Consider the following 13,701-nt stretch of genomic DNA (forward strand, 5'->3'; position numbering starts at 1 on the left):
AACGCCTTTTGTTCGATTTGCTCGCTAGTTTTTAAATTTATTGGCTAATTTTCATCGTTACTTCGATAAAATCCGCGATTTATTTGCTAAGTTCACAATTAGACGCAAAAAAAGGACGCCCAGTCATTTGTGGGCACCCCCTTTCTCGTCATCCTACGATATTCCGCAGCCAAGGCAAAAGTACTTCATACGCTTTAAACCCAAGGTAAATGCCGACGATGCCCATGATTCCAGGCAGTGCTGGCGGTGCAGGAATCGGGAGTTTCATAAAAGCAAATATAAATCCAACCAGAAATCCTGTAAGTATGGATAAGAGAACGATTTTCATGATATCCTCCTTAATCTTGAATCTTGTTTACTTTGTTTTGCCCGTACAGCCCGCAGCCTAACGGGCAGTAGTCCCTTTAAATTAAAGGACTGGATAACTGCCCGTATGTGCCCATTTGTTCGACTAACACTCAGAAGATCACTGAGTGATGTTTCACTCTACTTTAAACGTAAACATATGCTCATAGCTTCCCCTTTTTCGGCAAAAACATTAGCGTTTCCCCAGTTTTTCGGCGAATGCCCAGGTTTCTATATTTTATTTACACCGGAACAAGGGTGTATAACCCTCCCTCAATATACTTTAAATATCTCCCGAATACTCAAGTATTCTTAAAATTTCATAGCTCTTAGCTGAAAAAAGCCAGCACTTTTTATGTGCCAGCTTTGTCTTTTTGTATTACATTTTCTCCGGAGCAGATACCCCAATCAATGCAAGTGCGTTTTTCAATGTTGTTTGGACCGCTTGGATCAATGCCAAACGTGCTTTTGTTCTTTCTTCATTTTCCGCATCCAATACTTTTTCAGCATTATAGAAGCTATGGAAAGCAGAAGCCAGTTCAAAGATATAGTTTGTGATTCTGTGCGGCATGCGCTTTTGTGCTGCTTCAGCCACAGCCTGCGGGAATTCGCCGATTTTCTTCAGAACGTCCATTTCCTTCTCCGCCTGGATAAGAGAGAAGTCTGCGCTATTATCTGCAGTCATGCCCTGCTCTTCGCCCTGGCGCAGGATGCTGGAAATGCGTGCATGTGCATATTGTGCATAGTACACAGGGTTTTCGTTAGATTGGGATACTGCAAGATCAAGGTCGAAATCAAGATGCGTATCCGCGCTTCTCATGGCGAAGAAATAGCGTGTTGCGTCCAAGCCTACCTCTTCAACAAGATCGCGCATCGTTACCGCTTTCCCGGTACGTTTGCTCATCTTCATTTTTTCGCCGTCTTTATACAAATGAACAAGCTGGATGATTTCCACTTCAAGTGCTTCACGGTCATAGCCAAGTGCCTGAATCGCTGCTTTCATTCGAGGAATGTAGCCATGATGGTCAGCGCCCCAAATGTTGATCAGCTTTTCAAAGCCTCTTTCAAGCTTATCCTTATGGTAAGCGATATCCGGAGTCAAATACGTATAAGAGCCGTCATTTTTAATTAGAACTCGATCTTTATCATCTCCGAAAGCCGTGGAGCGGAACCATGTGGCCCCATCTTCTTCGTATATGTGCCCGTTATCATTTAACGCCTTTAGAGCCGTATCGATTTTCCCATTGTTATAAAGAGATGTCTCAGAATACCACACATCAAATGGCACACGGAAATCTTCAAGATCCTGCTTAAGCTTCGCCATTTCATACTTCAGGCCATACTCGCGGAAAAAGTCAAAGCGCTCTTTTTCATCCACATTCACATATTGATCACCGTATTCTAAAGCAAGCTTCTTTCCAATCCCAATGATATCTTCACCATGATAGCCGTCTGCCGGCATTTCTTTCTCCATGCCAAGCGCCTGGAAATAACGCGCTTCAACAGATAGAGCCAAGTTGTTAATCTGGTTTCCTGCATCGTTAATATAGTACTCCCGGGATACATCATAGCCAGCTTTATCTAAAATATTGCATAGGGAATCACCAACTGCCGCACCGCGGGCATGGCCCAGGTGGAGGTCGCCAGTCGGGTTCGCGGAAACAAACTCGACCTGGATTTTTTGATTGTTTCCAACAGCTGTTTCACCGTACTTATCCCCGGCTTCAAGTACCGCCGGGATCAGGTCAGTCAAATAAGAATTATTCATATAAAAATTGATAAAGCCGGGACCTGCTATTTCAATTTTTTCAATAGAAGCCTTTGAGCTGTCAAAATTCGCGATCAGTTCCTCGGCAATCATTCTTGGCGCCTTTTTAGCCACACGCGCCAATTGCATCGCCATATTCGTAGAATAATCGCCATGCGCCTTTTCCTTCGGGATTTCTAAAACTACATCCGGGATTTGCTCTTCAGATGCCAGGCCGGCTTTTACAACCGCATCATTAATTTCCTGCTTTAACTTGCTTTGCACCTGCTCAACTATGTTCATTGTTCTCCTCCTCAAACGTAATCGCCAAATGATATGTACCTGCCTGCGACCCCTGCATTTTTAAATCGTATAAAATATCGATGGAACCTTCACCTGATTGATCATTATATTGATGTTCCATCCTTTTCGTCACGGTGCCCATCTCAAACACTCCATATGGAGTTTGGTAGCTGCCCCGGAGCTTTTTATTCATCTTGAACGGCAGCCTCATCTTCACGGCCCCGCTGCGTAAAATCAGCCCATCTGTGCCGGACATCTTTATAATTGTTTTTACTTTTCCCTCTTCCATCTTTTCATCATACTGAAGGAAACGGGAAGCATCTTTTCTATAGTATCGGCCAAAAGCAGTCAATTCAAATGTCTCTTTGCTGCCAAGCTTGCGAATATCCGTCTTCACTTTAATCTTCACAGGCATTTGTTCCGCTGAGTGACTGGACAACGGCAACACATCCTTTTCATCTTGTCTATAACTATATAAGTATAAATACTCCCAAGGGAAAGTGCAAGGGTACAGGGACGGTGCCAGACACTAGCCGGATTTTTGTCAAAAAAAGGATGAAGCCTTATGTTTCATCCTTTTTAAAATGTTCAAGCTGACGGGAAATGTCCCTCAGTATTTGATTTTTTTCCTTCAGTATTTTAATCAGGCTTACCGCAAACCAAATTCCGAAAACCAGAACGGCCATATAAAATAAAAAAGGAATCATTGCGAATAGCGGAAAGAATGATCCTGCTTCCATCATTTTAAGAATCTCCCTTCTTAATCAACCTTTTGTTTAAAAATCTGCTCATAAAAAGCAGGTGTGCCATAGCCCCTAATCCCTGGAGCGAAAGTTTGCACGAGCTCCCAGCCGTCTTTTTCGTGCTCCCGGACAATTTCGTGATAATCCTCTGTTGGCTTAAGCTTAAATGAAGATAATTCAACTTTAACAAATTTATGCTCGTACATTGGAAATCCCCCTTTTTCCATATCTACGGAAATTAGAGGAAAAGGTTTCAGGCATAGAAAAACGGAGACACAAGGTCCCCGTTCCACTATTATTTTTTAACCCATCCAAGAATCATCTCACGGATCATCTTGCTCGCCGTATTGGCTGTTTGCTCAGAAGGGTCATAGATTGGCGCAACCTCCACAAGGTCTGCTCCGACAACTTGTACATCTGAATGCGCAATTTCATGAATCGAAGCAAGAAGCTCTCTTGATGTAATGCCGCCTGCATCTACTGTGCCTGTTCCCGGCGCATTTGAAGGATCTAAAACATCAATATCGATGGTTACATAAACAGGACGTCCTGCAAGCTTAGGAAGAATATCCTTTAGCGGCTTATGCACTTCAAATTTTGACATGTGCAAACCCACTTCTTTTGCCCACTCGAACTCCTCTTTCATACCGGAACGGATTCCAAAAGAATACACATTGCCTGGCCCGATTAGGTCAGCTGCTTTACGGATCGGCGTAGAGTGGGATAAAGGCTCCCCTTCATAATGCTCACGCAGGTCCGCATGGGCATCGATATGAACAATCGCCAAATCCGGATATTTTTTGTACATTGCTTTTATGACAGGCCAGGAAACCAAATGCTCTCCGCCCATGCCAAGCGGGAACTTATCTTCAGCCAGAAGCTGATCGATAAACTCTTCAATTATATCAATGCTTTTTTGCGGATTTCCAAATGGTAGCGGAATATCCCCCGCATCATAATACTTTACCTCTTCCAGCTCGCGGTCCAGATAAGGGCTGTATTCTTCCAGTCCGATGGACACTTCACGAATGCGAGCAGGGCCGAAACGCGAGCCTGGACGATAGCTGACTGTCCAGTCCATCGGCATGCCATAAATAACCGCTTCACTTTCTTCATAGCTAGGATGGCTTTTAATAAAAACATTGCCTGAGTAGGCTTCATCGAAACGGATCACGGTCATCCCCCTCTTCTTATTATTAGATAAGGCTGCTTCTAATAAACAGCCTGAAATGAAATTACTTCACTAAATCCTGAACAAACTTAGGCAATACAAATGCCGCTTTATGCAATTCTTTTGTATAGTACTTTGTTTCAATGTCATGGAAACGGTCTTCACTCACTTCCAGCGGATCATATTTCTTCGATCCGATTGTGAATGCCCACATTCCGCTTGGGTACGTTGGAATATTCGCTGTGTATAAGCGAGTGATTGGGAAAATCTCTTTTACATCGCGCTGAACGTTGCGGATTAGGTCCGCTTTGAACCAAGGATTGTCAGACTGCGCAACGAAGATGCCGTCTTCTTTAAGCGCTTTGGAGATTCCAGCATAGAATCCTTTTGTGAAAAGATTCACCGCAGGCCCAACCGGCTCAGTCGAGTCAACCATGATGACGTCATATTCATTCTCGCTTTCTGCAATGTGCAAGAAGCCATCGCCCACCTTCACGTCAACGCGAGGGTCATCAAGCTTGCCTGCAATCTCAGGAAGATACTTTTTAGAGTACTCGATTACCTTTCCGTCAATATCAACAAGAGTCGCTTTTTTCACGCTCGGGTGCTTAAGCACTTCGCGAATTACGCCGCCGTCACCACCGCCAACGACAAGAACGTTTTCAGGGTTTGGATGCGTGAATAAAGGAATATGTGCAACCATCTCATGATAAACAAACTCATCCTTGATTGAAGTCATAACCATATCGTCAAGAAGAAGCATATTGCCCCATTCTTCTGTTTCCACCATATCAAGCTTTTGGAAGTCTGTCTGTTCTGTATGTAAACTACGCTTCACCTTCATCGTAATGCCAAAGTTCTCCGTTTGTTTCTCTGTAAACCAAAGTCCCATTCCTCAATCATTCCTTCCATAAAAAAAATGAATTATCACAAAAGAGCAGCAAAAAGCATTTTCATCTTTTATACTTCCCTAACATGCAAATAACAAACACAGAAAAAGTATAGTTGAATCTAGCAAAATTGCAAGAAAAACTTCGCTAATTAGTAGAGAAAGATGTTTAAAATAGCCCTGTTTTTTCAATACTGAATATATAAAGCACTTATTAAAGATTTTATTTGGAAAAATCATTACGTCGCCCTGCTTATTGGTCAGTTTTGCGTTTTATCGGTCACTTTGAACCTTTTACCGGTCAGTTTTGCATTTTATCGGTCACTTTTGCATTTTATCGGTCACTTTGAACCTTTTATCGGTCACTTGGCGTTGTATCAACTTTTCACTATATAAAAATGATAAAAGCCTTCGAAAACAGAAGAATTGGGGGTGCTTGATATGGAATTAATGACAGATCAGCGTTTTAGAAAAACGATGAAATATTTACGTGCTATACTCATTATTAGCTTCATAGGAATGGCTCTTACAGTCATTATGATCGGAGGCATTTTGGTTTATGCAAAAATATTAGGTCCGCCGCCGCTCGCCGTTCCGCAATCAACTTTATTTTTCTCAGAAGATGGTACAGTGATTGGCGAGAGCCATAACGGACAAAAGCGCTATTGGGCACCTCTTGAAGATATCAGTCCCCATCTCATTGATGCGACTATTTCAATTGAGGACAAAAACTTTTTCGAACACAGCGGATTTGATTATAAGCGGATCGCTGGAGCCGCTATGGCCGATATTAAAGCAATGGCCAAGGTTCAGGGCGCCAGCACCATCAGCCAGCAGTACGCCAGGAATCTTTTCCTTGAACATGAAAAAACATGGAAGCGGAAAATACTTGAGGCTTTATATACAATCAGGCTTGAGATGAATTACACAAAAAAAGAAATCCTTGAAGGCTATTTAAATACGATTTATTACGGAAATGGTGCCTACGGTGCTCAGGCAGCCAGCCACTTTTATTTTGGAAAAAATGCAAGTGACCTGACTTTATCTGAAGCCGCCATTCTATCCGGAATCCCAAAGGGGCCTGGCATATACTCGCCCTTTGCATCAGCAAAAAAAGCTAACCAGCGGCAAAAGGTGATTCTGCAGACAATGGTGAAGAACGGGATGATCACTCAAAAGGAAGCGGACCTGGCTGCTTCAGAAGATCTTGAGCTGGTTGGCGAGCACATGCATACCAGTGTTAAAATAGCCCCTTATTTTCAGGACGCTGTCCGCAATGCCCTTAAAACACAGCTGAAATTGGATGACCGAACCATTGAATTAGGCGGATTGAAGGTTTACACGACTTTAAATCTCAAGGAACAGGAAATCGCAGAAGAAACAGTAGATAAGCTTATTTCTAAAGACTCTGAGATTCAAGTCGGGGTCGTTGCCATGAATCCGAAAAACGGATACGTCAAAGCGATGATTGGTGGACGAAACTATGAAGAAAGCCCATTCAACAGGGCAGTCCAGGCTGTCAGGCAGCCTGGTTCGACAATCAAGCCGCTCTTGTATTATGCGGCATTGGAGCAAGGGTTTACCCCTTCCACTCCGATTCGAAGCGAACAGACTACGTTCCGCTTTGAAGACGGGACACCAGATTATACGCCGCATAACTTTAACAGCAAATATGCGGATGATGATATTACAATGGCACAGGCGCTTGCCTTATCCGACAACGTTTATGCCGTAAAGACCCATTTGTTTTTGGGAGAGGAGACCCTCGTCAATACAGCCAAGAAATTTGGCATTCATTCAAAAATGGCAAAGGTTCCTTCCCTGGCACTTGGTACATCGGGAATGAGAGTCATCGAGCTCGCGAATGCCTACAGCATGTTTGCCAATGGCGGAAAAAAGGTATCACCTGTATTGATTAAGCGAATAGAAAACCATAAAGGCGAAGTCATCTACCAGCAGGAACCATTCGAAATGAAAGTCCTGCGGCCCGATCTTGCCTTTGTGATGGCCCATATGATGACTGGAATTTTCGATCCAAAACTGAATGGATATGCCCGTGTAACAGGAAGCACAGTAATCAATGATATGACACGCCCTTACGCCGGAAAATCTGGATCAACCGAAACAGACAGCTGGATGGCCGGCTTTACCCCGCAGCTCGTAACGGCCGTATGGACGGGGTATGACAAAGGAATTATGATTACAAACACCGCCGAAAAAACATATGCCAAAAATATATGGATTCGTTTTATGGAGGAAGCCCATAAAGGAAAGCCCGCAAAAGCATTCAAAGCGCCAAAGGGCACAGTTGGCGTCTATGTTGATCCAGCCAACGGCCAAATTGCAGCTGAGAACTGTCCTGTCAAACGCCTCACCTATTTTGCGGAAGGAACTGAACCCACAGCATACTGCACAGACCATCTGAGCCGCGAAAAAGAGATAACACCGGAACAACCAGAACAAAAGCCGAAGACACCTTGGTATAAGAAATTGTTTCAGTGGGCTTCTTGATATTAAATATTCTTGCTGCCTGATCTTGGGAAAAAGATCAGGCACTTTATTTTTCAGGAGACCTCGCTGGCCTTTCCTTTCCGGTTATTAATCGCTCTTGTTCCGTTCTACGTCATTATTAACCCCGGTTAGTTCCTTTTCTCCTGTTCCTAAGGAAAGGCACTCGATTATTTCCCTTCAGCCGGCGCTCTCATTTCTTTCAAAGGCACTATTTACCCGGATTATTTCCTTTTAGCCGTCTCCCGTTCCTAAGAAAGTCACTATTGACCTCTGCCAACTTCTTCCCCAGATCCACACCCTAGTCCCTCATAAAATGGAAAAAACCCCGGGGTCCGAATCCCGGGGTTTTTCGTGTCCTAGTTTTTATCGTGCCTTCACACTGTTAAATAGTTTACTTTTTTTATGTGAATTGTACAAGTGGTTAGAAAACTACGTCAACAAAATGTCACAAATTCGCCACAAATTCAGACTTATTTTCTAATTTACTTGTAAATCTGATTTTAGTTGGTCTCCAGAACGTTCCCACATGCCCGCGTCATGATTTTTCAAAAATTCTGTAAGCACTGCTTTTGACTTTTCATCCATATGGCCAACGATTATATGTCTTTTAATGGATTTATCCATCCGGTTCACATGCTCAGGCAGTGACTTATATCCTCTGCGGATTTCCCGGTCTACCGTCATTTCACATGCTGTCACACCAGCATAGTAAGGCCCGCCTTCTGTGCGGTCGATTGTAATCCATATCAGCCAGTATGGCTTTCCGTTTGGAACTTCATCTTTGTTTGGCAGAAACTTGATTCCTTTTTCCACCGGGCTTCTGGCGTGCATGGCACCCACTTCAATTGAAGCCTCGCCGGCATCTACATCAATAATGACAGGCGTCACATGATCGAGGCTGAGGGTCCCTGCTCCAAAGCCTCCATGGCCGTCAGTCGGATCACTTTTGATAATATTAAAGTCAACCTTCTTTTTCTTTTTTTCTTCCATGTTCATGTCCTCCTAAGCAATCTTCGTTTTCACTTATTATTTCATAAATAGTTCGTAGAAAAAATCATTTAGGCCGCTCGCCAGCACCGGCAAGACGATGTTGAAAATCGGCTGAATCGTGTATTGGTCCAGCGGCGTAATAACAAGAATGAGAAATATGACAGAGCCGTACGCTTCAAATTGGGTCATCTTAGGACGAATATGGGCTGGTGCCAGATCCTCAATAATCCTGTACCCATCAAGCGGCGGAAACGGCAGCAGATTAAACACGAAGAGCACCAGGTTTAACTGGATAAAAATATCTAAAAAATCCGCTATAAAAGGCGGAAACGATGCCGCTAATCCTGTTCCGGCCAGCGCATACCAGATAAAAAAACCCAGAACCGCCATCACCAGGTTGGACAAAGGGCCTGCAATCGAAACAGATATGCCTGCCAGCTTCGGTTTCTTAAAAAAGAACCGATTAACCGGAACAGGCCTTGCCCATCCGAAACCTGCTATAAAAATCAGAATGGTCCCAATCGGGTCCAAATGCTGCATGGGATTCAGCGTCAATCTGCCCTGTTTCTGTGCAGTCGAATCTCCAAATTTGTAAGCAACGTACGCATGGGCAAATTCATGAACCGTAAAGGCAATCATCAACGTTACAGCAACATAAGGAATCTCCCTGAGAGAAAACGCTAAAAATTGTTCCAAATGCCAAAACTCCCTCTCCTGCCGGCAAAGAACGAGTACCATCTGCCAGGCCGATTATACTTTTTCATCTTTTGCCAGGTTTTCATACATCCTATGTACGAAAATCCTCCACTATTTACCTAAAAGTATACATGAACACCATATGAAAGGGAAAGAACGGGCCGCTCAGGCTTGCACATTGTAAAAATTTATGGAAAACTACAATCAGTAAAATAAGAGGAGGAAAACAAATGCCATACATAACAGTCAAAATGCTGGAGGGCCGTACAGAAGAGCAGAAAAAAGCTCTTGTAGAAAAAGTAACCGATGCCGTAAACGAAACAACTGGGGCATCAAAAGATAAAATTGTTGTATTTATCGAAGAAATGTCTAAAAATCACTATGCAACGGGCGGTAAGCGTTTAAGCGACGAGTAATACCATGTAAAAGGGGCAGATTTTCAGTTGAGTCTGCCCTTTTCTATTGGATTTTTTTATCAGAAAAGGATTCTCTGAGTTTTGCACCTTTTTAATTACGGATAGAATTTTTTATTTGCACGCAGCACTGATTTATTGCAGATAGAATTTTTTATGTACGATACCGATTTATGTGCGGATTGAAAGTTCGATCACTTTTTCAGCAGCAATTAGAAAAGCCGGGCATCTTAATGCAGCCCGGCTTTTTCTCTTAAGCTTTCAATATATTGATAGGCCAGTTCCACTTCTTCATCCGTGTAGCGCTGCTTGCTTTTCAATGTAAAGACCTTTTCCTTCACACCTTCTTTCGAAAGGTCATTAAAATAAAGAACCGTAGACACAAGTTCAAGGAATCTTGCATTTTGGCTGTTCATATCCATTAAACAATCCTGCAGGCTTGGCATCTCCACTGCATTTACGTCTAAAAATTCCTTACCGGTTTCTGTAAGTGTATAGCGGTACTGATGGTAACCGCCCTTCTTCTCTTTCACTTCGTTCAAAAATCCCATATTGCTAAGCTCTTCGACTCTTAAAGTCAATTCTTCCGAATAAGGCCCGTAAAAGTGAAATTGAAATCTTTCCTGAAAAGGAAATGCAATATTTTTGGCGATGTAAATCATCTTCTGCAGCTTTTTCCGTCCCACGATTTCTTCAGAGACTGCAATGGCGTGCATTAATTTGGCGTGATCCTTTAACAAAGCTTTTCATCTCCTACTCCGTTTTTTCCCGTATCTATAAGAACTTGCTCACCCCCGTCTTGTGACCTCGAGAGGGCAGGCTGCTTGCGCTAGACAGTTATCTAGGTTCAAAATTTATATTTTCTTATCTTTTAAGAAGACCAATTATGCAGACTTAGTCGATTTCCAGCAGTGTTCTGATTTGTTTTTTTATGTTCGGCTTTTTGCTGTCGTCTGAAAGAAAATCATCCGGAAAGTACAGCTTATGATCTGTCCTGCGTTTTCCTGAAATGGCATCCACGATTTCTGATTCACGCGACAGCTCGCGGATATCCCCGTTTTTCAGCAGCAGGTGAATCGGCAATCGTTCTTCTTCCTCACCAGGGCGGTAAAAATCATAAGGCAAGTCGGAAGAGGAGTCGACTACCAGGTAATATTCCGGGTCTATGCCTGCTTTTTTAAATAAAGCGGACAGCTCTGCCAGCTTTTTGTATTCCCCGGCAGGGTCAAATTCAACATATTTATATAAATTCCGGTCCATAAAACGGCAGCAAAGATCACTTAAAACCGGATCTTCTTCCTCCTGCCACATTTGGAAATAATAAAGAATAATTGCTTCATCAAGTTTAATATAATCTTCAAGTGTAATTTTGCCGCTGAATAGCGAATAAAAGTGGATGGGATCATATTTGAACGTATAATTTTGCTTATGCAATTCCTTCGCCCGATGCAGGATTTTTGTCAGGATGACCTCTGCACTTCGGGTAACTGGGTGAAAATACACCTGCCAATACATCTGGTACCGGCTCATAATATAGTCTTCTACTGCATGCATCCCGCTCTGCTTGATCACCACCTGATCTTCCCGCGGCCTCATGACACGCAGAATTCTTTCCATATCAAAATGGCCGTAGCTGACACCCGTAAAATAAGCATCTCTCTGCAGATAATCCATGCGGTCGGCATCAATCTGGCTTGAGATCAAACTGACTACAAGCTTATTTTGGGAGGTTTTTGCAATGACCTCTGCTACCTTTTCAGGGAACCCATCACATACTCTTGTAAGCACCTTATTTACCTCTGTAGCCCCTAGAATGATCGCTCTTGTAAAATGTTCATGGTCGAGGTCGAACACTTTTTCGAAGGAATGTGAAAACGGGCCGTGCCCCAAATCGTGGAGAAGTGCCGCACATAATGAGAGGAGGCGTTCTTCTTCATTCCATTCCGGCCTGCCGATAAATACATCATCAGCAATCCGGCGGACAATCTCGTAAACTCCAAGCGAGTGGTTAAAGCGGCTATGCTCAGCACCATGAAAGGTTAAGTAGGTAGTTCCGAGCTGTTTAATTCTTCTAAGGCGCTGAAACTCTTTTGTCCCTATTAAATCCCAGATCACTCTGTCCCTGACGTGTATATAACGATGGACCGGATCCTTAAATACCTTTTCCTCACTTAACTTTTCCTCCGAATATGCCATCTTACAACCTCCGCTTTTCTCTGTCTGTCCAGCTCCGAGCGCCATCGGCTCGAGGTCTTTCTTCGTACACCTATTATATCCCGATTTCCAGCCTGATTCACCATAATATTCCCAATTTATCATGGCAATTCGACAGGAACCGCAGTGCAGCAATCATCTGTCCCTATAAATATTTTTCGACTTTTCTATAAATAATTCTCCAAAGCTTTGATTGCCCATTCTGTCTATTTACCAAGTCGGAGAGAATACTCAACTTAGGAGAAAAATAAAAATCACCTCAGGACAAAAGTCAAAAGGCGATTATTTTTTCACTTTCTTATTAATCTTCTCCATCAATTCCTCTTCTGTTAATGCGGCAAGGGGACGGTTATTGACGAATGCAAATGTCTTTTTTCGGCCTGGTCCGCAGTAGGACTGGCAGCCGACCTCAATTTTAGCGTCCGGATCGATCTCTTTCAGACGCGGTATTAGTGTTTTTAAGTTTACAGCCTGACAATCGTCGCAAACACGGAATTCGTTTGCCATTTTATTTACAATCCTTTCTGCGGTCTAACATTTATTTAAAATAAAGAATAGAAAAGTTTCTTATTAAGCATGTCTCGTGCACGGCATTCCAATTCAGAACAGGATTTGCCCTGCCTGACTGCTACACGCTATTTTAAAACTTATCCGGCTTCATTGCAAGCTGTAAACTTTGGTGGCGGATCTTACTAATCTCCATAAAACCGCCATACCTATCTAGCGAAAAAAAAATACTTTAAAAAATCTACTATCCTTTTAAACACTTTTGTATAAAATCTCCCAAGTTTGTCCATCCTTTAACTAACGCAACAGCAAAACAGTTAATGAAAATAGGGAGTTGAGGATGTATGAAAGTAAGACAGGATGCATGGACAGATGAAAATGATTTACTGCTTGCTGAAACTGTATTAAGGCATGTAAGGGAAGGAAGCACTCAATTAAATGCTTTTGAAGAAGTTGGGGATAAGCTGAACCGCACTTCTGCAGCATGTGGATTCCGCTGGAACGCAGTAGTAAGGCACCGCTATGAAAAAGCCCTGCAGCTTGCGAAAAAGCAGCGCAAACAGAGACAAAGAATGCTAGGAAAAGACCAGGGAGGCAAGAAGAAACTCTTATACTCTCCGCCGGTTCCGACTATGCAGGAAGTGGAAGCAGTACCTGTTTCGGCTAAACCATCTGCACCGCCATCACCGGCAGACTTCTATGAAGAGCGTATGGAGAAGGATTCGGACGATCAGAAAGAAGCTGTCTCAGCTTACACCTCCAATTATTCGGAAAAAACCTCCAGTTATTCGGAAACGGCTTACACAGCGCCTGCACAATTGGATTTGGATAGCGTCATTTCTTACTTGCAAACATTGAATCACTCAGGCATTCAGCTTGATATACTAAAAATTGAGAATGAAAGATTGAAACGCGAAAATGCTGATCTTAGAGGCCGAAATGAAGAACTTGAAAGCAGAATCAGCGAGCTCGAGGAAAATACGGTAACCATTCAGGAAGATTACGAGACATTGATGAAAATCATGAACAGAGCACGCAATTTTGTCCTATTCGATGAAGAAGACAGACCGGCATCCAAATTCAAAATGGATCGCAACGGCAATTTGGAGCGAGTTGCCGAGTAATAGAAAAAACACTTCCGGAAGCGGGAGCAGGAGAAAATGGCAGCAATA

General features: G+C 43.0%; 15 protein-coding genes. 3 read left to right on the forward strand and 12 right to left on the reverse strand.

All coding sequences use genetic code 11. The annotated features are described in order from the left end of the window. Positions 1–148 precede the first annotated feature (148 nt). The 7 genes from NCCP133_RS06400 to speE form a co-directional block, all read right to left on the reverse strand. Entirely contained in the window at positions 149–328 is a 180-nt protein-coding gene (locus NCCP133_RS06400) for a XapX domain-containing protein (RefSeq protein WP_264804103.1), read from the reverse strand. A 396-nt stretch (positions 329–724) separates the two neighbouring features. Continuing rightward, entirely contained in the window at positions 725–2,395 is a 1,671-nt protein-coding gene (argS, locus tag NCCP133_RS06405) for an arginine--tRNA ligase (RefSeq protein WP_264804104.1), read from the reverse strand. Continuing rightward, positions 2,382–2,834 carry a DUF1934 domain-containing protein gene (locus tag NCCP133_RS06410; protein WP_264804105.1) on the reverse strand — a complete coding sequence of 151 codons (453 nt, stop codon included), beginning with the start codon at positions 2,832–2,834 and terminating at the stop codon, positions 2,382–2,384. The genes argS and NCCP133_RS06410 overlap by 14 nt, the downstream gene beginning before the upstream one ends. A gap of 124 nt (positions 2,835–2,958) precedes the next feature. Continuing rightward, positions 2,959–3,138 carry a hypothetical protein gene (locus NCCP133_RS06415; protein ID WP_264804106.1) on the reverse strand — a complete coding sequence of 60 codons (180 nt, stop codon included), beginning with the start codon at positions 3,136–3,138 and terminating at the stop codon, positions 2,959–2,961. A gap of 17 nt (positions 3,139–3,155) precedes the next feature. Then, positions 3,156–3,344 carry a DUF4177 domain-containing protein gene (locus NCCP133_RS06420; RefSeq protein WP_264804107.1) on the reverse strand — a complete coding sequence of 63 codons (189 nt, stop codon included), beginning with the start codon at positions 3,342–3,344 and terminating at the stop codon, positions 3,156–3,158. An 89-nt stretch (positions 3,345–3,433) separates the two neighbouring features. Next, positions 3,434–4,309: an agmatinase gene (gene speB, locus NCCP133_RS06425; RefSeq protein ID WP_264804227.1), complete on the reverse strand. Its 876-nt coding sequence runs from the start codon at positions 4,307–4,309 to the stop codon at positions 3,434–3,436. 64 nt (positions 4,310–4,373) lie between these two features. Next, on the reverse strand, positions 4,374–5,201 hold the full coding sequence (gene speE, locus NCCP133_RS06430; protein WP_264804108.1) for a spermidine synthase: 828 nt from the start codon (positions 5,199–5,201) through the stop codon (positions 4,374–4,376). A gap of 438 nt (positions 5,202–5,639) precedes the next feature. On the opposite strand from speE, the gene NCCP133_RS06435 reads away from it, so the two are divergent. Further along, positions 5,640–7,709, forward strand: a complete 2,070-nt coding sequence (locus NCCP133_RS06435; RefSeq protein WP_264804109.1) for a transglycosylase domain-containing protein — start codon at positions 5,640–5,642, stop codon at positions 7,707–7,709. Between the two features lie 477 nt (positions 7,710–8,186). Here NCCP133_RS06435 and NCCP133_RS06440 read toward each other — a convergent pair whose 3' ends face one another. Both NCCP133_RS06440 and NCCP133_RS06445 read right to left on the reverse strand, forming a co-directional pair. Beyond that, positions 8,187–8,699, reverse strand: coding sequence for a YwhD family protein (locus NCCP133_RS06440; protein ID WP_264804110.1), 513 nt, complete (start codon positions 8,697–8,699; stop codon positions 8,187–8,189). A 36-nt stretch (positions 8,700–8,735) separates the two neighbouring features. Beyond that, positions 8,736–9,395 carry a site-2 protease family protein gene (locus tag NCCP133_RS06445; protein WP_264804111.1) on the reverse strand — a complete coding sequence of 220 codons (660 nt, stop codon included), beginning with the start codon at positions 9,393–9,395 and terminating at the stop codon, positions 8,736–8,738. A gap of 230 nt (positions 9,396–9,625) precedes the next feature. On the opposite strand from NCCP133_RS06445, the gene NCCP133_RS06450 reads away from it, so the two are divergent. Then, positions 9,626–9,811: a 2-hydroxymuconate tautomerase gene (locus tag NCCP133_RS06450; protein ID WP_264804112.1), complete on the forward strand. Its 186-nt coding sequence runs from the start codon at positions 9,626–9,628 to the stop codon at positions 9,809–9,811. Between the two features lie 227 nt (positions 9,812–10,038). On the opposite strand, the gene NCCP133_RS06455 is transcribed toward NCCP133_RS06450, so the two are convergent. The 3 genes from NCCP133_RS06455 to NCCP133_RS06465 form a co-directional block, all read right to left on the reverse strand. Continuing rightward, a complete protein-coding gene (locus NCCP133_RS06455; RefSeq protein WP_264804113.1) occupies positions 10,039–10,548 on the reverse strand; it encodes a YwgA family protein in 510 nt (169 codons plus the stop codon). A gap of 154 nt (positions 10,549–10,702) precedes the next feature. Further along, complete coding sequence (locus NCCP133_RS06460; RefSeq protein WP_264804114.1) at positions 10,703–12,004, reverse strand: HD domain-containing protein; 1,302 nt, start codon at positions 12,002–12,004, stop codon at positions 10,703–10,705. Between the two features lie 300 nt (positions 12,005–12,304). Next, the gene (locus tag NCCP133_RS06465; RefSeq protein WP_264804115.1) at positions 12,305–12,529 is read right to left on the reverse strand and encodes a YuzB family protein; all 225 of its coding nucleotides are present in this window, start codon (positions 12,527–12,529) and stop codon (positions 12,305–12,307) included. Positions 12,530–12,873: 344 nt separating this feature from the next. Here NCCP133_RS06465 and NCCP133_RS06470 point away from each other — a divergent pair, with 344 nt between their 5' ends. Then, positions 12,874–13,653, forward strand: coding sequence for an RsfA family transcriptional regulator (locus NCCP133_RS06470; protein WP_264804116.1), 780 nt, complete (start codon positions 12,874–12,876; stop codon positions 13,651–13,653). Positions 13,654–13,701: the final 48 nt, after the last annotated feature.

Origin of the sequence: Cytobacillus sp. NCCP-133 (assembly GCF_026011715.1) — a bacterium.
GTDB lineage: Bacteria > Bacillota > Bacilli > Bacillales > Cytobacillaceae > Cytobacillus.